14 protein-coding genes are annotated in these 21,162 nt (G+C 69.6%); 4 read left to right on the top strand and 10 right to left on the bottom strand.

Annotated elements, in window-relative coordinates:
- Window positions 1-28: 28 nt before the first annotated feature.
- From panD to P8A18_RS31260, 3 genes are all read right to left on the bottom strand, one after another.
- Window positions 29-454 carry an aspartate 1-decarboxylase gene (panD, locus tag P8A18_RS31270; RefSeq protein WP_306060037.1) on the bottom strand — a complete coding sequence of 142 codons (426 nt, stop codon included), beginning with the start codon at window positions 452-454 and terminating at the stop codon, window positions 29-31.
- A 400-nt stretch (window positions 455-854) separates the two neighbouring features.
- Window positions 855-2,030: a hypothetical protein gene (locus tag P8A18_RS31265; RefSeq protein WP_306060035.1), complete on the bottom strand. Its 1,176-nt coding sequence runs from the start codon at window positions 2,028-2,030 to the stop codon at window positions 855-857.
- 41 nt (window positions 2,031-2,071) lie between these two features.
- Window positions 2,072-2,593 (bottom strand): hypothetical protein, encoded by a 522-nt coding sequence (locus tag P8A18_RS31260; RefSeq protein ID WP_306060033.1) that lies wholly within the window; start codon window positions 2,591-2,593, stop codon window positions 2,072-2,074.
- Between the two features lie 1,005 nt (window positions 2,594-3,598).
- Here P8A18_RS31260 and P8A18_RS31255 point away from each other — a divergent pair.
- The 3 genes from P8A18_RS31255 (at window position 3,599) to P8A18_RS31245 (ending at window position 9,491) form a co-directional block, all read left to right on the top strand.
- Complete coding sequence (locus P8A18_RS31255) at window positions 3,599-5,620, top strand: protein kinase domain-containing protein (RefSeq protein WP_371933805.1); 2,022 nt, start codon at window positions 3,599-3,601, stop codon at window positions 5,618-5,620.
- Window positions 5,621-6,393: 773 nt separating this feature from the next.
- Window positions 6,394-7,134: a beta-phosphoglucomutase family hydrolase gene (locus P8A18_RS31250; protein ID WP_306060029.1), complete on the top strand. Its 741-nt coding sequence runs from the start codon at window positions 6,394-6,396 to the stop codon at window positions 7,132-7,134.
- Window positions 7,131-9,491 carry a glycoside hydrolase family 65 protein gene (locus tag P8A18_RS31245; RefSeq protein WP_306060027.1) on the top strand — a complete coding sequence of 787 codons (2,361 nt, stop codon included), beginning with the start codon at window positions 7,131-7,133 and terminating at the stop codon, window positions 9,489-9,491. The genes P8A18_RS31250 and P8A18_RS31245 overlap by 4 nt, the downstream gene beginning before the upstream one ends.
- 156 nt (window positions 9,492-9,647) lie before the next feature.
- Here the strand turns inward: P8A18_RS31245 and P8A18_RS31240 are convergent, their stop codons facing one another.
- The 6 genes from P8A18_RS31240 to P8A18_RS31215 all read right to left on the bottom strand — a co-directional run bounded on the left by P8A18_RS31240 (window position 9,648) and on the right by P8A18_RS31215 (window position 18,602).
- Window positions 9,648-13,100, bottom strand: a complete 3,453-nt coding sequence (locus P8A18_RS31240) for a discoidin domain-containing protein (protein ID WP_306060025.1) — start codon at window positions 13,098-13,100, stop codon at window positions 9,648-9,650.
- 109 nt (window positions 13,101-13,209) lie between these two features.
- Window positions 13,210-14,667 carry an NAD(P)/FAD-dependent oxidoreductase gene (locus P8A18_RS31235; RefSeq protein ID WP_306061258.1) on the bottom strand — a complete coding sequence of 486 codons (1,458 nt, stop codon included), beginning with the start codon at window positions 14,665-14,667 and terminating at the stop codon, window positions 13,210-13,212.
- A complete protein-coding gene (locus P8A18_RS31230) occupies window positions 14,667-14,957 on the bottom strand; it encodes a (2Fe-2S)-binding protein (protein WP_306060023.1) in 291 nt (96 codons plus the stop codon). Before P8A18_RS31230 ends, P8A18_RS31235 begins: the two co-directional genes overlap by 1 nt.
- 11 nt (window positions 14,958-14,968) lie before the next feature.
- On the bottom strand, window positions 14,969-16,156 hold the full coding sequence (locus P8A18_RS31225) for an NAD(P)/FAD-dependent oxidoreductase (protein ID WP_306060021.1): 1,188 nt from the start codon (window positions 16,154-16,156) through the stop codon (window positions 14,969-14,971).
- Complete coding sequence (locus P8A18_RS31220) at window positions 16,149-17,087, bottom strand: dihydrodipicolinate synthase family protein (protein WP_306060019.1); 939 nt, start codon at window positions 17,085-17,087, stop codon at window positions 16,149-16,151. Before P8A18_RS31220 ends, P8A18_RS31225 begins: the two co-directional genes overlap by 8 nt.
- Window positions 17,088-17,144: 57 nt before the next feature.
- A complete protein-coding gene (locus P8A18_RS31215) occupies window positions 17,145-18,602 on the bottom strand; it encodes a Na+/H+ antiporter NhaC family protein (protein WP_306060017.1) in 1,458 nt (485 codons plus the stop codon).
- Between the two features lie 208 nt (window positions 18,603-18,810).
- Here P8A18_RS31215 and P8A18_RS31210 point away from each other — a divergent pair, with 208 nt between their 5' ends.
- A complete protein-coding gene (locus tag P8A18_RS31210; protein WP_306061256.1) occupies window positions 18,811-19,344 on the top strand; it encodes a helix-turn-helix domain-containing protein in 534 nt (177 codons plus the stop codon).
- 90 nt (window positions 19,345-19,434) lie between these two features.
- Here the strand turns inward: P8A18_RS31210 and P8A18_RS31205 are convergent, their stop codons facing one another.
- Window positions 19,435-21,093: a catalase gene (locus P8A18_RS31205; RefSeq protein WP_306060015.1), complete on the bottom strand. Its 1,659-nt coding sequence runs from the start codon at window positions 21,091-21,093 to the stop codon at window positions 19,435-19,437.
- Window positions 21,094-21,162 lie beyond the last annotated feature (69 nt).

Below are 21,162 nucleotides of genomic sequence, written 5' to 3'. Positions count from 1 at the left end.
CGAGATACCCCTAGCTGGACGAGACGCTTCAGCGCGCCGCGGGCACCGCGTGCGGGCTGCGCTCGGTGTCGCTGCCCGGCACGGGCGCGGAGGCGTCGGCGCCGAGTGCGACGACGCGGTTGTCCGCGTCGACGTGAACGATACGCGGAACGAGGGCACGCGCCTCGGCATCCTCGACCTGGGCGTAGCTGATGAGGATGACCAGATCACCCGGGTGCACGAGGTGGGCGGCGGCACCGTTGATCCCGATCACCCCGGAGCCGCGCTCCCCCTCGATGACGTACGTCTCCAGGCGGGCGCCGTTGTCGATGTCCACGATGTGGACCAGCTCGCCGGGCAGCAGGTCCGCGGCCTCCATGAGCTCGGCATCGACCGTGACAGACCCGACATAGTGCAGGTCGGCCTGGGTCACGGTGGCGCGGTGGATCTTGGACTTGAACATGGTGCGCAGCATCGAGAAACTCCCGGTTCAGGCTCCCTGCCTGCGTTTTTGCAGGTCAAGGGCTAGTTGGCCACTCTACAACGGGTCGCATGTCCGGGCAGCGTTCCTCAGGTTTTTCAGGACTCATGCTGACCACTTGCTGACTTTGCTGACGCTTCATCAGGAGACGTAGAGATACCTCGCTCCCCCCGCCCCCCATCTCAGTGCCCTACGCAATCCTACGTGGCGCCCCGCCGAGTGCCCCTGCGATCGCCACCACACCAGAGCGCCCCAAGGCCGTCCAAAGGAGTCCGGCCACCGGCCGGCCAGCGAGGAGGGAGCCGATGGCGGCAGGACGTCGCTGGGAGCGTGTTGCAGGGCTTCCACAGTGGCTCTGCCCGCAGTCCCTCTTACGACCGCTGCGCTTCGTGACTCACCCCAGCAGCTCTGCGCTGATTCGGTCCCAACTGGGTCGCGGGCCGTCGATCGTGCGTACGGTTGTGAGCAGGCGGCCGTCGAGGAAGGTGTCGAGCCTGTCGCCCGTGAGATTGGTCAATCGCTTTCGCTGCTCGTGACGGTTCAGCTCTACGGGCCCTTGCAGGACTCCAACCAGCACTTCGTGCCGTGCCTCGCCCAGGACGTCGCCTCGGATCCAGCGTCCACGGACGGGCACGCCTCTGAAAGTCCCGAGTTGGTTCGCCTCCCGGTTGAAGGCCCGGCTCATCGCCTCCTCGGCCGCCGGGCCCACCTTGCGGATGGCTTGCCTCACGGCTCCCTGACCTGTGATTCCAGGAAGCGTCATTTCGTGGTCATCGTCCGTGATCGCATCCACGTCGTCAAAGATCATGTTGACTTCGCGTCGGCGGTCGGGACGTGGGACGTGGAACTGCCACGGCTTCTGATCCGTGGTGACCTTGAGCAATCCGGTCTTGAGACCCTTCAGGGCAGCGGATTGCTCTGGGAGAAAGATGTCGACGTACACGCCCCCCGGACCCAACCAGACCCAGCTCATGAAGTAGGCATGATCGCCATGGGCAACGGACCACTGAGCAAGCTTCTCCAGACGCTTCCTTTGATCCGTCGTACCTTTCCCCGCCGGGAACATCTGCTTCGCGCGGCGTCGTCGCCCGCGTGCTTCTCCGGCGACAGGTCCAGCGGCCAGGTCATACAGAAGGTCCGGCCTCACTCCGGTCTGCGCGAAGACGCCGCCGAGCTTTCCCGGCAGCACGTCAAAGCTGCTGAGGCCGCCAGTCGTGTGGGACCAGTCAAAGAGGACTTCGCTGGCTGCGCTCATCACTCCGAGCCCAGTGCACTCGCTGACGAAGCGCTGGATGTGGAGGGCGCTGGAGTCGAGAGCGGAGCAGTCAACACTGAGCGGGCCCTTGCCCTGACCGCCAAGGATGTAACTCAGCAGCAGGCTGATCTCGTGGTCGCGCACACTCTTGTCGACCGTCTTGCGCAGGTCGCAGGCGAGGGCGTTGACGTTGACCATCGCGGCCAGGGAGACGGGGATCGGACCCTGCGCGATCTCCCTGGCCTCGACGGCCTCCGCGCCGGCCTTCCCCTTCTGGATCGTGAAGCGCCACACCCGGGCGTGCACCGTGCTCATAGGGCAACCCTACGATCTGCTGTTCGTGGTTCCCGTCTTGGCTACCGGTCAAGGGCTCGGGTCCAGAGCGCCATCCAGGAGGGCCTGGATGATTCTCTGGGTGCGGGCCTGCGTCTCGCGCCGGTGACCGGCAAGATTGCGGTTGAGCTGGTGCCGCGGCATGTCGAGCACCGGCTGACGAAGGCGATCAGAATGACGGCGAAGAAGGGTTCGCTGTCCCACTCGGGGGTTCCGTCCATGCCGGCGAAGTTGCCCTTGCCGGTCAGGGCGACGAGAGCCCGGGGGAAGACGGGGAGCTGGAGGAAAAACGCCGCGGCCAGGGAGCGGGCTTCCTGCCATTCGGCATTGGTGGCGCTGGCCGGCGCTTCGGCCATTCGCGGCAGGGAGACAAAGTCGGCAGCGTCGTTGAAGGCGCTCACCGGACCAGTCAACCAAGGCTCGGAGCCTTCCACGCGCTGCCGTCTGCCCGGTGAAACGTCGAGGAGCTTCTCGATCGTCTGCGCCTCGGCTTCCGCCAGGCCCGACTGTGTGCCGAGTCCGAAGATCTGCAACAGGTGCACCACAGCGGTTGCTCGTTCGCCGGCCGGAACGCGGATCGGCCGTGGCCAGAGAGTTCTTCCCACACATCGCGGCCATGGTCATGGCGACGCCGCCCACGACCGTGTCCTTGTCGTCAACCGGATCGAGGCCCTGGCGGGATTGCCTCGGTCCCAAGGATCTGCTCCAGGCCGCGCGAGAGGTCCACAACAGCGGTCGCGGAGACCCGGGTCTAACTTACAAACGAACCAACTGCCGTTGCCGCCAGCGGCTTTGCGCTGCTTGTGAGAGCGTGTGACGCCGACTCATTACGCTCCCTCCCCGCGATCCGTGGTGGTGATGAGGGTGGGGTCGTCGAACGCAGGCGCGTCATCAGACCGCGGCGCTGCGTAATGGGCGTGGCGATGAAGTCGGCTGTCGGCCAGACGGTCGAGTTGGCGGGCCGCCCTCCGAGCCCTTGGTACCTTGAGCGCCGTACGTCCCGAACTTCCGGGTCATTCCTGGCATTTACCGTTTCCTCCACTGAGATGATCCCGCTGCAGTCATCCGGTCCGACAACGGCAAGAAATCCCGCAAGGGAACGGTCCGACCAGGGCCACCCCGAGCTGCAGCGAGTCGGACTGCCGTTCTCATCGGCGTTGCTGCGCTGCAGGCGCCGCCGTTCGCGGATACGGTCGGCGGTATGCCAAGATGGCGTGCTGCATCCTTCGTTCTGCGCATCGAGTGGAGCACAACATCAACCCATGCTGGCCGCCGTCGGTATCTTGTGGCTGTGGACGTGCCTGTGGCTCCCTCGTTGGAGCACTGGGGCGTACAGAATGTCGCCTCGCTTCTGCCGTCGCACACAATGTGCGCTGCTGTCCGGTTGGCAGGACCGGTGGACGCAATCCGCGGTCCGTGTCCGCATGCAGCCCCGTGCGCGGCCTCCCGGCCGGTGCTCCGGGCGGGCATAGTCCCTACAAGCTTCCCCATAGGGGGGCAGGGTCGAAGGGGTGCAGGACAACAGGAGAGTCGGCTGTGCGTCGCGGTCGATGCCTGCGCGCTCACTACCGGTGGCGCCGGAACCGGCACTCCGATGCGGGGGTCTTGGGCACCAGCCTCGTTGTCGCGATCCGTGTCGTACGGATCCCTGCGTTCGATCTGCCTGGAGGGCGTGTCAGGTGTACCCGTTAGAAGAAGCCGATCCGACACACATCGGTCGCTATCGGTTGCTCGGCCGGCTCGGATCCGGAGGGATGGGAAGTGTCTACCTCGGACGGACTCCGGGCGGCCGGCCCGCCGCAGTGAAGGTCGTCAATGCCCATCTCCGGACCAATCCCGAGGCGTTGGACCGGTTCCGGCGGGAGGTGGAGACCCTGGGCACCGTCCGCAACGCGTTCACGGCCGCCCTCATCGACGCCGAAGTCACCACCCCGCCCTTCTGGATGGCGACCGAGTACGTGCCCGGACCGACGCTGGCCGACGCGGTCGACGCCTCCGGGCCGTTCCCGGTCGACCTCGCGCGCGCCGTCCTGGCGGCTCTCGCCGAGGGGCTGGCCGACATCCACGTACATGGCGTGCTGCACCGTGACATCAAGCCGCAGAACGTCATTCTGTCGGCCACCGGACCCCAGCTCATCGACTTCGGCATCGCCCGCAGCGAGGCCATGGCGAACATCACGCTGCCCGGTGCCGCCATCGGCACCCCTGGGTTCATCGCACCGGAGACCCTCACCCAGGGCGAGACCGGACCGGCCGCCGATGTCTTCGCGCTGGGCGTCACCATGGCCTACTGCCTCACCGGACGAGCACCGTACGGCCGGGGCTCGGCGGCCACCGTCTCCTACCGCACCGTGCACGAGGAGATGGACCTCGCGGGCGTCCCCGCGGAAATGGCCCGGCTGATACGGTCCTGCGCCGAAAAGGACCCGGCCCGTCGGCCCGAGCCGCAGCGCATCGTGGAGCTGTGCGACAGCGAGATCGACATCGTGCGGCACCTCGCCTACCAGCGGATCACCGCGTCAACGCGGTCCCGGTCGAGGGAGGACACGGCGGCCGTCGCCGATGCCGGTCTTCTGCCGCCTGACGCAGATGCCGCTGCACCCGCGCCCTTGGCCCCGGTGGTGCACTCGGCTCCCACGGTCGCCGCCGGTACGCAGTTCCTGCCGCCTCAGGCGTACTCGGATCCGGCCGGTGCGTCCGCGGCCGTGTCCGCGCCCGGCGGGCGACCGGCCTGGTACCGCCGCACAGCGTTCCTCGCCGTCGTGGCGGTGGCCGTCGTCGCGGTCGTCGCGGCGACCATCCTCACTCTCCGGAGCTCCGGTTCGGCCGCAGACCTCAAGGAGCCGGAGGCGTCCGGGAATCACAGCGACTCCGGTGGCGGTCCGGGGGGTAAAGAGCTGCCGCAGTCGATGACAGTGCGTGGCCGCGAGGTGCTTAAGGCTGGGCAGACCCTCCAGACGGCTCATGTGCGGCTGGTCATGCAAAAGAACGGCAACCTGGTCTCCTACGACAAGGCCGATAAGCCCACTTGGGCGTCTGGGACGTCCGGCAAGAACTACGAGGCGGTGTTCCAGGAGGATGGCAACCTGGTCGTCTACACCGCCGCCCATAAGGCGGTCTGGGCCTCGAACACCGGAGCCTCCAAGGGCGCGGTTCTCGAACTGCGCACCGACGGTGACGTCGCCATCACCAAGGGCGGCCGTGATCTGTTCAGCACCGATACGGTCGCCGGGCTCCCGGAGACGAAGACGGTCCAGGCCCCCAAGACGCTGGAGACCGGTGAATTCCTCCAGACGGCACATGTGAAGCTGGTCATGCAGGAGGACGGCAACCTGGTCGCCTACGGCGACGACCGGAGCCGTTGGGCCTCCCGCACGTCCGGCGAGAACTACAAGGCGGTATTCCAAGAGGACGGCAACCTGGTCGTCTACACCGCCGACGACAAGCAGGTATGGGCCACCGATACGATGCGTCCCGAGGGTGGCGCGCTTCTGGAGTTCCGCGTCGACGGCACCGTCGCAATCGCCAAGGACGGACGGGATCTATGGAGCAGCGGCGACGGCAGCGAGTGATGCGCTGATCCATGACGCCGCTGCCCGCGCCGGTCAGCAGGGAGGGCTGGTTCACGATCGCCCAGGCCAGCCGACGCCGCCCGGCCGCGCGGACCGTCGCTCGTCCCAGTGCGGCCATGCCGTCGGTCGCCTCGAAACCCGGGCAGATCACGGCGACGGCTTCCGCCAGCAGCACTGTCGGGTCGCCCTGGTCGTCGGGGCACTGATCGCAGCGAGGCTGGCCGCAACGGTCGCGGGTGGAGACTCGCCGCTCGTCTCCACATCTGGCGCAGCTCCCGCCGAGCCGCAGCCACCGACGGGGCCGTGGTCTTCTTCTCCGCGTACACCTGCGTCAGACGTTCGATCGCATCGTCCTGCGTTCCGTGACCGGACTCTTCACGCTGCTTGCCGAGCGCGTCGCGGAAGCGGATCGAGTGCGGGTGAGGGCAGCGGGTCGGCTTCGCGCAGGCGCAGTCCTTGAAGAAGGACCTCATGCCGCGGGTGAGCTGTCGGGCGATGTGACGCACCATCCGTTCCAGCCCAAGAAACTGCTCAGGCACCGTGCCGCGGGGCAAGGGTCAGCAAGCGGGGACACGGCCGGGACGCATGCTGACCATTTGCTGACCTTCCTCACGCACATCACGCGACACCGCGAGGAAGCCTCGTCCGCTCCCCTGTGCCCAGCGTGGGGACCCGCCCACGTACGCGGCGCCGAGCAGGCCGCCGAAGTTCGGCGGCACACCCCACAGCGTGTCATCCGATCGGACCCGTCCCGGCGGGGAACTGTGGAGGGTATGACGACACAGCTCGGTCTTCCCGAAGACATCCAAGCCTGTCTCTTCGATCTCGACGGAGTGGTCACCAGGACGGCGGTGGTGCACGCTGCCGCTTGGAAGGCGACCTTCGACGCCTTCCTGCGCGAGCGGGACGGCGAGGACTTCCGGCCCTTCACCGACTCCGACTACGACCAGTACGTCGACGGCCGCCCCCGAGCCGACGGCGTCCGCTCCTTCCTCGCCTCCCGCGGCATCGAGTTGCCCGAGGGCACCCCGGACGATCCACCGGACACGCGGAGTGTCAACGGCGTCGGCAACCGCAAGAACGGACTCCTTCTGGAGAAGATCCGCACCGACGGCGTGGAGCCGTACGAGGGCACGCTGCGCTACATCGACGCGGTCCGGGCCGCCGGACTCGCCACCGCGATCGTCTCCTCCAGCGCCAACACCCGCGACGTACTGCACGCCATCGACGCCGAGCGGCTGTTCGACGTACGGATCGACGGCGTGGTGGCCAGGGATCGGAACCTGCCGGGCAAGCCTCACCCCGACACCTTCCTGGCCGCCGCCCGCGACCTCGGCTTCGAGCCGTCCCGCGCCGCCGTCTTCGAGGACGCGCTGGCCGGGATGGACGCCGGCCGATCCGGGCATTTCGGCTTCGTCGTGGGCGTCGACCGCGTCGGGCAGACCGACGCCCTCTACGCCCATGGCGCCGACCGTGTCGTCAAGGACCTCGCCGAACTCGGAGGCAGCGCGTGATCACCAACCGGACGTACACCGTGGAGCCCTGGCGGGTACGCGAGACGGCGCTCGACCTCGGCCTCCTGGCGCAGAGCGAGTCCGTCTTCGCCCTGTCCAACGGGCATGTCGGCTGGCGCGGCAACCTCGACGAGGGCGAACCGCACGGCCTGCCCGGCAGCTACCTCAACGGTGTGTACGAACTGCACCCGCTGCCCTATGCCGAGGCGGGCTACGGCTACCCCGAGTCGGGCCAGACCGTCATCAACGTCACCAACGGCAAGCTGCTCCGGCTGCTGGTCGACGACGAGCCCTTCGACCTGCGTTACGGGCGGCTCGGCAAGCACGAGCGCACCCTGGACCTCAGGCGCGGGGTGCTGGAGCGGAGCTGCGAGTGGACCTCTCCGGCCGGTACGACCGTCCGGGTGCGTTCCACACGCCTCGTCTCCCTCACCCAGCGCGCCATCGCCGCCGTGGAGTACGAGGTCGAGGCCGTCGACAGCCGGACCAGGGTGGTCATCCAATCGGAGCTGGTCACCAACGAGAGCCTGCCCACGTCCGACGGCGACCCGAGGACGGCCAGGGCGTTGCAGTCCCCGCTGGAGCCGGAGGAGGACCAGGCCATCGGGTCGCGGCTGCGTCTGGTCCACCGCACCCGGCGCAGCGGCCTCAGGGTCGCCGTGGCCGCGGACCATGTCGTCGAAGCCCCCGGGGAGATCACCACCAGCAGCGAGAGCAACACGGACGTCGCCCGCTTCACCATCACCTCGGTCCTGGACCCGGGACAGCGGCTTCGGGTCCAGAAGACCGTCGCCCACGGCTGGTCGGGGGCCCGCTCGCGGCCCGCGATGAGCGACCAGGTCGAGGCCGCGCTGGCCGCCGCCGCACATGGCGGCTGGGATGAGCTGGTGGCCCAGCAGCGGGCCTACCTCGATGATTTCTGGGCGCGCGCCGATGTCGAGGTGCACGGCGACGAGGAGATCCAGCAGGCCGTCCGCTTCGCCCTGTTCCATGTGCTGCAGGCCGGTGCCCGCGCCGAGCAGCGCGCGATCCCGGCCAAGGGGCTGACCGGTTCGGGATACGACGGTCATGCCTTCTGGGACACCGAGATGTTCGTGCTGCCCCTTCTCACCTACACCGAGCCCAAGGCGGTCGCCGAGGCACTGCGCTGGCGGCAGGCCACTCTGCCGGCCGCCCGGGACCGCGCCACCCAGCTCGGGCTGCGCGGGGCCGCGTTCCCGTGGCGGACCATCGACGGTTCGGAGGGGTCCGCGTACTGGCCGGCCGGCACCGCCGCCTTCCATGTGGCCGCCGACATCGCGCACGCCGCGGTGCGCTACACGGCGGTGACCGGCGACACCGACTTCGAACGGGAGACCGCCCTGGAACTCCTGGTGGAGACGGCCCGGCTGTGGCGCTCGCTGGGCCATCACGACCACCGGGGTGTGTTCCACATCGACGGCATCACGGGGCCGGACGAGTACAGCGCCGTCGTCGACGACAACACGTACACCAACCTCATGGCTCGCTCCAACCTGCTCGCCGCGGCCGATGTCTGCGAACGCCACCCGGACGAGGGGGCGCGGCTGAGCGTGGACGAGGAGGAGATGGCCGCCTGGAGGGACGCCGCCGAAGCCATGCACATCCCCTACAACGAGGAGATCGGCGTACACGAACAGCACGCCGGCTTCACCAGCCACCAGCGCTGGGACTTCGCGGGCACGGACGCCGACCAGTACCCGCTGATGCTGCACTTCCCCTACTTCGACATCTATCGCAAGCAGGTGGTCAAGCAATCCGACCTCGTGCTGGCCATGTACACCTGCGACAGCTGGTTCGAAGCCCACTGCGACGACGACCAGATGGCCGCGAATTTCGCCTACTACGAGCCGCTGACCGTACGTGACTCCTCCCTGTCCGCATGCTGCCAGGCCGTCGTCGCCGCCCGGACCGGACATCTGCGGCTGGCCTACGACTACGCCACCGAGGCCGCCCTGATGGACTTGGCCGACCTGGAGCACAACACCCGCGACGGACTGCACATCGCCTCCCTGGCCGGTACGTGGATGGCGCTGGTCGCCGGATTCGGCGGTACCCGCCGGGACGGCGACAGCCTGCGCTTCACGCCCCGCCTGCCCGAGAAGTTCAGCCGCCTCGCCTTCCGGCTCCAGTTCCGCGGCCGGTGCCTGCAGGTGGAGGTCGGCCCCGACAGCGCGACGTACTCGCTGCTGGTCGGTGCTCCGCTGACGATCCACCACCACGGCACGAAGGCGCATGTGAACGGGGAGGGGCCCGTCACTCTCGCCATCTCCGCGCCGAAGCGCCGGCCCACGCCCGAACAGCCGCCGCACCGCCGACCGGGCGCCGCCGACCGGTAGGGCCTTCGGGCCATTGCCGTCGTGGACCGCAGGGCGGCCGCGCGGCGGCAGGTGCTTCCCCACGTTCTCGGCTTCGCTCGAACAGGGGAGTCCCACTCCACGTAAGCTCGTGCTCCGGGCCGGAGGCCGGGCCGGAGCACGCGGTTCAGGGGGCGGCTATGCCTTTTTCAGCGACCACGCGTCGATGTTGACCGCGCCGTCGTCCTGCCCGGCGCAGATCAGTCCGACCGATGACAGTCCCTTCGGCAGGTTCACGGTCACCTCGGCCGTGCTCCAGGTGTCCCAGTCCGCTGTGACGGGGAAGGACACCGTGGCCGGTGGGGCGCCCGGTACGGCGAGCGTCATGGTGCGGGTCTTCTCCTCGTACGGTGCGTCCGCTCCGCCGAGGGAGTTGGCGTAACGGATGGTGAGGGTGTAGCTGCCCGCGGTGGGGGCGTCGAACTGTGTGGTGAACCCTGCTCCGGTGCTGAGCAGGCCGTCGACGAATCCCGCGCCTGTGTACCCCTTGTGGTTGGTGTTGACGCCGGCCGAGCCGACAAGTGCGGCCTTTTCTGCCTCGCAGGTCTCGCCCGGTTCGCAGGGGTCAATGATGGTGAGCGTGGCGGTGGCGCGGTCGGTAGCCGTGTGGCCGCCCTGCTCGCGGACCGCCGTGGCGGCGAGCGCCGATTCGCCCGGGGCGGCGTCGGCCGGTGCGACGATCTGCCACTCGACCTCGGCGGATGCCCCGGGGGCGACCTTCTCGAAGGTGTCGGTGCCCTGAGCGGTGGGCTGCCAGCTGGCCGGCACGTCCAGTGCGAGCTTCACATGGCGCGCCGTCGTCCTGCTGAGGTTGGTGTAAGTGGTGACCACGGTGGTGGTCCTGCCTGCCTCGGTGGTGTCCTGCGCGGGTGTCGCCCCGACGGTGGCGGCGTAGCGCCCGCCGCCGACGGCGAACTCGGCGATGCGCGGGATGTCGGTCCCGTCGGCGCCGGTGAAGTGCAGGCGCGCGAACCGGGCGTTCACCTCGGCGAAGCGGACGCGGTCGGCGCCGGCGCGGGGTGCTGCCGTGTGCCTGGTCGTCCAGGTCCTCCCGTCGGACGAGGTCTGCACCTCGTATCCGAAGACGCCCTTGCCGGCCCGCGACACGGAGGCGCCGGCCATCCGCTGGGCGCTGCCCAGGTCGACGGTGAGGTCCGCCTGCGCCTTCTCCGCCGCCCAGGCCGTGCTGCTGTTGCCGTCCACGGCGGCGGCCGGGTAGTAGCCGCTCTCGGCGGAGTCGGACGTCGCGGACGTGCAGCGCGCGATGTTTCCTGTCGGGTCGAGGTCCGGGCGTGCGGTGGCAAGCCGTACGGGCGCACGGCGGGTCAGGCGCACCTGTCCGTCCGGCGTGCCGAGGGTCGCGGAGGGGCCGCTGAGCAGGGTCACCGTGGTGGTCTTCGGGCCGATGGCGATCGAGATCCCCCGCCCCTGCCACTTCACTTCGCTGATCCGGACGCCGCGGGAGAGCTGCGGGGGCAGTGTGGGGGCGAGGTGGAGGCTGTCGGTTCCCCAGCGCAGGCCCGCCAGTCCGTAGGGGAAGGTCTGGAGGAAGCCGCCGGCACCGGTGAGGAAGGTGAAGGCGGGGGCTCCCGCGTTGTCGCCCGCCTTCTCGCCGCGCGACTCGGAGAACTGGGCGTACGGCTCACGGATGAACGGCTGCACCGACCGGAGGAGGTAGGTGTAGTCCACGCAGCCCGGATCGCCGATTCCGGCGGCGGCGATCATGTGCACGGAGTCCGTCATGGCCGGGCCCTCGGGGTCGGTGCGGGCCGCGAAGTAGTTCAGGTCGTTGCGCGCGATGTCCTTGGACATCGGCCAGTTGTACGGGTACTGCATCAGTACCGTGTCCGCCTGCTTGACCTTCTGCCCGGTGTAGCCCTCGTACTCGGGGTGGGTGTCCGTCGCGCTGTCGAGCGGGATTCTCAGCTTGCCGGCGATCGTGGACCACTGGGCGGGGGCGTCGGAGCCGACGACCGCGGCCGCCTCGGTCGCGATCTTCAGGGTCGTTGCCGCGCCCGCGTTGGTGGACACGTTGTCGTCACCGTGCGAGTACTCGTCGGAGCCCGCCACGTTGCGCACGCTGTAGTTGCCGTCGTCGTTCGCCGTGACCCGGGACGTCCAGAACTGTGCGAGGGACTTGATGACGGGCCAGCCGGTGGACCGCAGCCACTTCTTGTCGCCGGTCGCCTGGAAGTACTGCCACTGGGACAGCGCGATGTCGCTCTGCAGATGGGCCTGGGTCCCGTAGCAGGGGCCGATTCCGGTGCAGTCACCGGTCAGTGCCGAGGTCCACGGGTACAGGGCGCCCTCGAAGCCGCCGCCGGCCGCGTTCCGCTTCGCCTGTTCCAGGGTGCGGTAGCGGTAGTCCACGATCGGTCTGGCGAGTTCGGGGTGGGTGGCGAGCAGGGCGGGGAACATCCAGGTGTCGGCGTCCCAGTAGACCTGCCCGGCGTAGGTGTCGCTGGTCAGCCCGGTCGGCGCCAGCGACCAGGACTGGCCCTCGCGGACGCTGGAGAGGAGCGAGTAGTAGCTGCCGTTGATCCAGCCCTGGGTACGGTCCTGGCCGGGTACGGTGACGCCCGCGTCCCACAGCTTCGCCCAGGCCCTGGTGTGCTCGGCGAGGACCTTGTGCCAGCCGTCACCGGCCGCCGCGGCGGCCGCCTTCAGGGCGTCCTGCCGGGGAGCGTCGCTCGTCTGCCCGGTGTCCACTCCGACGAACTTGGTGAACTCGTACGCCTCCCCCGCCTTCACGGGGAAGGCGACGCGCTGCCCGGCGGTGAGATCGTCCTCGCCGGCCGCTGTGGCCGATGCCGGCCTCACTCCTCCGGAGTGCGTCAGGGTCGACGCCACGGTGCCCGCGATGTCGTTGCCCTCGGTCACGAAGGACACCTGGGAGGTCGAGGAACGCGCGTCGAAGCCGGTGCCGGTCTGCTTCAGCCTTCGCGCGCCGGCGCCGTCCAGCAGGTCCGTGACGGAGGCGGTGCCGGACCAGCGCGGGGTGATGGTCAGCCGGACCGCGCCGACGTGTGCGCGTTCGCGGTCGGCGAGCACCTCGTAGGTGAGGTCGGTCGTGCGTCCCGAGGCGGAGCGCCAGGACGTCCTGGTGGTGACCAGTCCCCGCCGCACGTCCAGTTCCTGCCGGTAGGACGTCAGCGTGCTGTTCGGCGCCGCCGCGTAACTGTCCTCGCCCTCGCCGTCGGTGGCGAAGTCCAGGGTCGACCAGGTCGGCAGCGCCGCGGCGAACTCGTTCGCCCCTTGCTTCGCGAACACCCCGGCGACCTGGGCCCCGTCGTAGCGGGGTGTGTACAGGGGGGAGCCGGTGGGGCCGCCGCTGGAGTAGTAGCCCATCCCCTTGGCCGGTACGCGTTGCGAGAAGTAGCCGTTGCCCACGTACGGATGAGCGTCGTACGCGTCGTCGGGGGCGTCCGTGGCCATGTGCCACGGGTCGGCCTGCGCGGTCCCGGCCGGGCGGGCGCCGGCCGCCGGTGCGGGCCGGCTCTGGCCGAAGGCCGTCGCCGGCAGCGCGAGTGTCAGGGGCAGCGCTGCCGCGGCAAGGCACAGTGCGGTGCGGCCCCCACGTCCTGGTCTCATGAAACCTCCACGGTTCGTGCGTGAAAATGATTGATGTAGCCAAGTTCCGAACAGCACGCCGCATCTAAACAGTGAACAACTTCACGGTCCAGGGGCCCGACTGCGTTAATTAATTGATGTCACGCGGGGTTGCGCCGGGCTCTGGGAGCGGGGTATCGAGCGCGCCGAGATCGCCGACGGGTACGGGTTTGACCGGCAGATGGGCGGAGAAGCGGCCGCCGAGACCGATGGGCTGGTCGCGGGCCGCCGCGAGCACGCCGGCGACGGTGTTCTCGCAGTAGCGGCCCTGGCAGGGCCCCATGCCGGTGCGGCAGGAGAGTTTGACGGCGTTGACATCGGTGACGAACGGCGCCGAGGCCAGGAAGTCGTCCACGTTTCCGCGGCTGACCATTTCACACCTGCAAATAGTTGTTTCCTGGGTCGCGAGTCGCCCCAGGGCTTCGCGGTCGGGCTCGAAGACGCGCTGCACCACGGTGGAGAACCGTGCGGCACGGGCCACCGCACGCTCGGCTTCGGTGAACGCGGCGGCCGGAACGGGGCGTCCGAGGTCGGCGGCGAGCGCGAGGGCCGCAAGCGCGCCCTCGGCGCGGGACGCGTCGGCTCCGGCGACTCCCGCGGGTTCTCCGGCGACGGACACCCCGGGGACGGATGTCCGCAGCCGTTCGTCGTGGGCGACCACCCAGCCGCCCCTTGGTGAGTCGAAGGTGAGTTCGCATCCCGCCTGGCGAGCGAGTTCGGTGGAGGCGACGAAGCCGTATCCGACGACGAGGTGCGATGCGGCGACGTCGCGGGGGGCGCCCTTCGCCTGCCACCGCCGGTCGACGCGGGTGAGCGTGACCCGCGAGACGTGTTCCGTGCCGTGCGCGGCGGTCACGACCGTACGGGGTGAGACGCGTACGCCACGGCGCAGGAGCCGGGTCAGGACGGTGCCCGTCTCGGCGAGCATCCTCAGGTGCCCGGGGACGGCGTTCAGGGCACGCAGCATCTCGGCCGGGGCCGGAATGCTCTGTGCGAACGCGACCTCGCGAACCGGCACCCCGTTGCCGACGAGCAGGTCGGCCACGAGCAGCAGGAGGGGGTGGGCACCGGCCAGCACCACCTCGCCGGCGGGCGCGACCTTCTGGGCCTTGACGAGGGTCTGGACGCCGCCCGCGGCCATGACGCCGGGCAGGGTCCACCCCGGGAAGGCGACGGGCAGGTCGTAGGCGCCCGTGGCGATCAGCAGCCGGCGCGCGGTGATCATGCCGGTGCCGCGGGTCGGGTGGTTGACGGCCACGCACAGGGTGTCCGGTTCGGCGTCCTCGTGCAGGATGCCGATCGCCGACCAGCCGAACCGTCCGACCACCCGGGTGTCGGCTTCGAAGCGCCGGATGAGGGCGGTGGCCCACTCGTAGCCGGCGGTGGGCCGGAACTCGCTGCCGGTGAAGGTCTCGGGGGGCCGGCGGAAGATCTGTCCGCCCGCGCGCCCCTGCTCGTCGATGACGACGACCCTCAGCCCGTGGTCCGCGGCGGTGAGCGCCGCCGCCATGCCGGCGGGACCGGCGCCGATGATCGCGAGGTCGAACATCACAGCCTGCCCTGTGTCTGCACGGCCATGTCCTCGCGTGCCGGAACGAGGCAGGTGCGGGTCAGCGGCCGGCCGTCGACGGTGGCGGCGCACTCGAAGCACGTCCCCATGTTGCACAGCGGTGCCCGGCGGGCCCCCGTGCGGTCACGGTCGAACGCGGCTCCGTGGGCCAGCATCGCCGTCGCCACCGTCTCGCCGGCGCGGGCGCGCAGCGGCCGGCCGTCCACGGTGATGGTGACGGCGGCCGCGCGTTCGTTCACGGTGCGGCGCCAGGTGTTGTCCTGGGTCATGGAGGGCTCCTTCACGCGAAGCGGGCGGGGTCGTACGGGGTCAGGTCGATGTCCGGGGAGGCTCCGGCGAGGAGGCCGGCGAGGACCCGCGCGAAGCTCGGCCCGAGGGTGAACGCCGATCCGCCGGTGGCGACGAACACGCCCGGGGCTCCCCCGACCGGGCCGACGAGGGGGAGCTGGTCGGGTGCCACCGTGGTCGCGCCTGCCCAGCTGCGCACGGCGGGGACCCGTGCGAGCGCGGGGACGGTGGCGACCGCGGCACGGGCGTTGCCGGCGAGCGAGGCGGGGACGAGCCGGGGCTTGATGTCGAGGTCCGGGGCGCCGTGCGCGTCGCTCATCAGCCGGGCCGGCCAGCCGCCGCCGATCAGGACCGTGTTGTCGAGCGACTGTTTGAGCGACAGCCGCGCGCCCGCGTGCTGGACGAGGTGCGGGATGAACCGGGGGACCTTCGAGGTGACCGTCATCATCAGGGCGAGCGGGACGGTGGGCAGCACGGCGTCGAAGAGCCGCCCGATCGCGGTGGTCCAGATGCCGGCGGCTATCACCACGGCGGCCGTGCGGACGGTGTGGGTCCGTTCGGTTCCCGCACGGTCCGTCTGCCGCAGGGTGAGGTCCCACCCCTTCGTCGCGCGGTGTGCGCCGACCAGGCGGGAGCGGGTGCGTACGGTCGCCCCGGCCGCGATGGCGGCCCGGCCGACGGCGGGGGCGGCGGTGCGGGCGTCCGCCTTTCCCTCCAGGGGGCTGAAGTTGGCCGCGACGATGCCGGGCGAGAGGTACGGGGCGACGGCGTCCAGCTCGGTCCGGTCGAGCGTGCGCACGTCGAGGCCCCAGGAACGTTCCAGCTCCGCCTTGAATTCGAGCACTCCGACCTGGTCGGCGTTCTCGGCGACCATCAGCCCGCCCGTCTGCCGCACACCGAGGGGCTCCTTGATCTCCTCCTCCATGCACGCCCACATGTTGGCGGCGTCCAGGTGCAGCGGCATGGCCTCCGCCGCGACGCGGGCGGCCTCCGCTCCCGCCTCGACCATCCGGTATTCGAGCTGGAAGTGCAGGCTGCCCGCGTTCTGGCCCGACGCGTGCTGGTTGACCTGGTCCTTGTCGACGAGCAGCACCCGCGCCCCGTCACGGGCGGACATCCACGCGGTGAGGCAGCCGAGCAGGCCGCCGCCGACGACCACGGTGTCGTAGTGCTCAGCCATCGCAGAGGGGGCCCGTCTCGATGCCGAGCTCGTGCAGGGTCGCCTCGACGCGGGCGACCTCCTGCGGCGTGAGCTCAAGGAGCGGCGCCCGTACGAACCCCGCGGGTATGCCGCGCAGCCGGAGCGCGGTCTTGATGATCGCCTGCTGGTTGCCGAAGCGGACGCCGTAGTCGGGGCGGAACCACGCGTCCATGTACACGCGGTCCTTCCCTCCCAGCCGGATCGCCGCCTCCCGGTCCCCCGCGTCGACGGCGTTCCAGAACCCGGCCTGGTCGCGGCCGAGGATGCCCCCGGTCCCCATCAGGCCGTCGCCGTGGCCGAGCATCGCGAGGTCGGCGCCCATGGCGTCGGTGGGCAGGCCGAAGTAGCGGACCTGGTTCTCCAGCGCGTACATCGCGGTGAGGAAACCCGCGAAGTCGCCCGTCGAGTTCTTGATCGCGACGACGTTCTCGATCCGCGCGAGCTCCGTGAGCAGATCGACGTCCATGTCCACGACGCAGCCGCGCGGCCAGTTGTAGACGGTCATCGGGATGTCCGTGGCGTCGCTCACCGCCCGGTAGAACGCGACGATCTCCTTGCGGTTGGGCACGATGTAGGGCGGCGGCGTGAGGAGGATGCCGTCGAGCCCGGCGGCCTCCGCGGCGCGGGCGTGGACGATCGCCTCGCCCGGGGTGAAAGCGTTGCAGGCACCGAGGACGGGGAACGCGTCGCCGCGGTGCTCGGCGCCGGCCGCGAACAGCCGCGCGCGTTCCTCCGGGGACATGGAGAACCACTCCCCGCTGGTGCCGGCCAGGATCGCGCCGTGGATGCCCTCGTCGACGAGCCAGGACATCTGGACGTGCAGGGCGTCGGTGTCGAGCGCGCCCTCGCGGGTGAAGGGGGTCGTGATGGCCGGGATGTAGCCGCGCCAGTCGACGGTCGTGCGGTCCATGGGTGCTCCAGAGGGTTCGGAATCGTTTCTGCGGTGGTCGTCGGTGGGGGCGGCTGTTCAGACCGGGGCCGGCGCGCGTTCGGGGCGCTTCAGCTCGGCGCCGTCCACGCCCTCGAAGCGGCGGCCCCAGCCGGTCGCGGCGGAGGCGACCATGACGACGGTGAGGACGAGCGGGTAGAGCATCGCGGTGAAGATCTCCGTCGTGGACAGGGCGGGCACGCCCTTGATCCCCGACGTCAGCTGTGCGCCGATGAAGAGGTAGGCGCTGAGCACGGGGACGATCGAGGCGATGCCCATCGCGAAGCAGTCCATGACGACCGCGCGGCGGTACGGGTGGAGGCCGACGCGTGAGCCGATCTCGTCGGCGACCGGGCCGAAGGTGAGCAGGGCGGCCGAGTTCACACCGCCGAACAGCAGGGTGGTGGCCGATATGCCGATGCCGATGGCGAACTCCGCGCCGCGCGGGGTGCGCGAGAGCGGCCCGTCGGTGAGGGCGCTCACCAGCCGGTCCAGGACGCCCGCGGCGGTGAGTACGCCCATGATGCCGAACACGCTCACCACCAGCGCGATCACGCTGAGCATGTCGGCGACGCCGGAGACCAGGAAGCCGGTGGGCGCCCCGTCCGAGACGCCGACGATCCCCTGCATGGTCAGCAGACCCGAGGCGAGGCCGGTGACGATGCCGGTTCCCAGCCCGACCGTGACCGCCTTGAAGATGTCGCGGGTGAGCAGTGCCACGGTGAGCATGAGGGCGACCGGGATGAGCATCACGAGGGCTTGCGGGTCCGCTGCCTGTTCCAGCAGGCGCTGGGAGTGGCCTGAGTCGCTGGAGTGGCCGGATGCCCCCAGGAGGAGGAATCCCGCGGCCGCCAGGCCCGCCGTGGTGAAGGCGAAGCGGGCGCGGCTGCGCACGACTCCGGCGATGTCGGCGGTACCGGTCTTCCGGCGGAACGTCTGCGTCGAGGAGGAGATGACGGTCGTGTCGGAGATGGGGGCCACGTTGTCCCCGAAGATCGCGCCGGAGATGATCGCGGCGGCGAGGAAGGCCGGCGAGGCCCCGAGGAGCACCCCGGCGGGGTAGAAGATCGGGAACGCGGTGAACATGGTCCCGATGGACGACGCCGTCGCCATCGAGATGACGCAGACCGCGGCGAACGCGAAGAGGGTGAAGGTGCCTCCGCTGACGCCGAGGAACCCGGCGAGCCAGACGAACCCGCCCGACACGTTGGTCTCCTTGATCAGCGCGGACATCAGCCCCACGCAGAACAGGATCATCACGATCGTCACCGCCGTGGGTGAGCCGATCCCCCGTGTCACGGCGGACCAGTACGCCGTGTACGGCTTGGCGCACACGGCGCCGACCAGCAGCGCCACGACGCCTCCGGCGGCCAGCGCGGTCATGTCGAACGTCTTGAACACGACGAAGAAGACGATGCAGAACGCGAGAAACACGACGACCGGCAGGAACGCCAGCGTCCTTCCTCCGCGGAAGACCAGATCCTTGTCGGCGGTCATGGCGGTGAACCTCATCTCCGCAGCACTGAGAAGAACTCAGCTGTGTACTTATTTACGTATGTACACAAGAGTGCACAGCGCTGCGGTTGTCAAGGGTCCCCGGAAGGTGCAATACAGAACACAGTCGGGCATATGCGCCACCAGCCCACTTCGGGGCGTGCAGAAAAGTACACAAGAGTGTGCACTGTTCCGTTAAGCTGAGGCTGTGATGGGAGATCAGCTACGCACCCTCCGGACGGAAGCGGGACTCAGCCTGCGCGACCTGGCGGCACAGACCGGCCTGTCCGCGACCCTGCTCAGCCAGGTCGAGCGGGGGGTCCGCGAGCCGAGCCTCAAGACGCTCCGGGCCCTGAGCGCCGCATTCGGCTCCTCGACCGCCTCCCTGTTCCACGAACAGACCCCGCTCACGGCCCACCACAGCCGTCCGAGCGAACGGTCCCGCCTCCTGATGCCGAAGGGCCTGGTGCAGTACGAGCGTCTGACACCCAGCAACGGCCGGCTCGAAGTCCTCCTGGGCACGCTCGAACCGGGGCAGTCCTCCGACTACGAGCAGTGGAGCCACGTCGCGGTCGAGTGCGCCTACGTCATCACCGGCACGGTCGAGGTGCACGTCGCCGAGCAGATTTTCGACGTCCGGGCGGGTGAGGCGCTGACCTTCGACGCGGCGCTGCCCCACCGCTACAGCAATCGCGGAGACTCGGTCGCGACCTATCTGGCCTCGGTGACACCACCCACGCCGTAGGGCCGGCCGCAGCCGGGCCGGCGCCCTCCCCGTCAACGGCATCGGTCCCCCCGCGGCAGCCGCGGGGGGACCGGGTGACGGCCGGGTGCGTCAGCGTGTGACCACGTGCCGCTCGTTCGGTACGCAGTGGGTCATCGTCAGTCCGCTCACATCGCGCGGCGGATTGTCGCCCAGGCGGGCGAGCCGCTGCCGGTCCTCGTCGGTCAGGTCCTGGCCGGCCAGCGGCTCCAGGCCCTTGACGTCCCCCGCGCCGATGCCGAGGCCTTCGCCGACCTTGAGGCCCAGCTCGTTCTCCACGAGCAGGAAGTGCCAGACCATACGCTCCTGGACCTGCCGGTCGCACTGGGAGAGCAGGTCGATGAAGTTGTGGACGAGGTCGTCCCGCTCCCACTGCTCCATCAGCAGGTAGCGCTGGCCCGCCTGGACGTAGTCGTTGGCGCGCGGGATGCGCTTGCGTGTGAGCCTGCCTCGGATCTCCGGCCCCACGTCGTCGTGCGTGGGGTACCGCGCCTCCCGCAGGCCGCCGGTGATCGACGGCTCGTAGTTGACGATGGGGTTCTCGCCGCCGCCGTCGACGTGATAGGCCATCAGGCCGTCGCGCTGGTTGGTGCGCACCTCCGCGTGCTTGGCCCGGTTGACCGGCAGTTGCAGATAGTTGGGGCCGACGCGGTAGCGCTGGGTGTCGCTGTAGGAGAAGGTGCGGCCCACCAGCATCTTGTCGTCGGAGAAGTCGAGCCCGTCCACCAGCACGCCGGTGCCGAAGGAGATCTGGTCGTTCTCCGCGAAGTAGTTCTCCGGCATCCGGTCGAGCACCATCCGGCCGACCGTCCTGGGCGGGAACTGCTGCTCGGGCCAGGTCTTGGTGTCGTCGAGCGGGTCGAAGTCCAGCTCGGGGTGGTCGTGGTCGTCCATCAGCTGGACGAGCAGCTCCCACTCGGGGTGTTCGCCGCGCGCGATCGACTCGTACAGGTCCTTGGTCGCGTGGCCGAGACCGTCCGCCTGGACGTTCGCCGCGTCCTGTTCGGTCATGCTGCGAACGCCGGCCTTGGGCATCCAGTGGTACTTGACCAGGAAGGACTCGCCCTCGGCGTTGACCCACTTGTAGGTGTTGACGCCGAAGCCCTGCATGTGGCGGTAGTCCGCCGGGATACCGCGCGGGCTGAACAGGTTGACCAGCATGTGCATGCACTCGGGCGTCTGCGACATGAAGTCGAAGATGCGCCTCGGCTGCTGCTCGAACGTGACGGGGTCCGGCTTGAGCGCGTGAATGACGTCGGGGAACTTGATGGCGTCCCGGATGAAGAAGATCCCCAGGTTGTTGCCGACGAGGTCCCAGTTGCCGTCCTCGGTGTAGAACTTCACCGCGAAGCCGCGCGGGTCGCGGGCCGCCTCGGACGAGTCGCGGCCGCCGATCACGGTCGAGAAGCGCACGGCGAGGTCGGTACGCTTGCCGCGCTCCTGGAAGAGCTTGGCGCGGGTGAAGCGGCTGATGGGCTCGTCGCCGAAGGCTCCGTACGCCTCGAAGTAGCCGTACGCGGTGACGCCCCGGGCGTGGACGACGCGCTCGGGGATGCGCTCCCGGTCGAAGTGGCTGATCTTCTCCAGGAACTGGTAGTTCTCCAGCGTGGCCGGGCCCCGGGCGCCGACGGTGCGCTGGTTCTGGTTGTCGTAGACGGGGTGGCCCTGCCGGTTGGTGAGCGTCCCGCGTTCGTCGCCGGGGGCGGGGCCCCTGCTCGATACGTCCGTCACGTGCGTCGACTCCTTCGAACCGTGTACGAATGCTCCGTTTCACCAAGCTATGCGAGGTTTGCCTGCACG

This window comes from Streptomyces sp. Mut1 (assembly GCF_030719295.1).
GTDB classification, from domain to species: domain Bacteria; phylum Actinomycetota; class Actinomycetes; order Streptomycetales; family Streptomycetaceae; genus Streptomyces; species Streptomyces castrisilvae.
The sequence above is the reverse complement of the archived record's forward strand: the minus strand, read 5'-3'. Positions and strand labels throughout refer to the sequence as shown.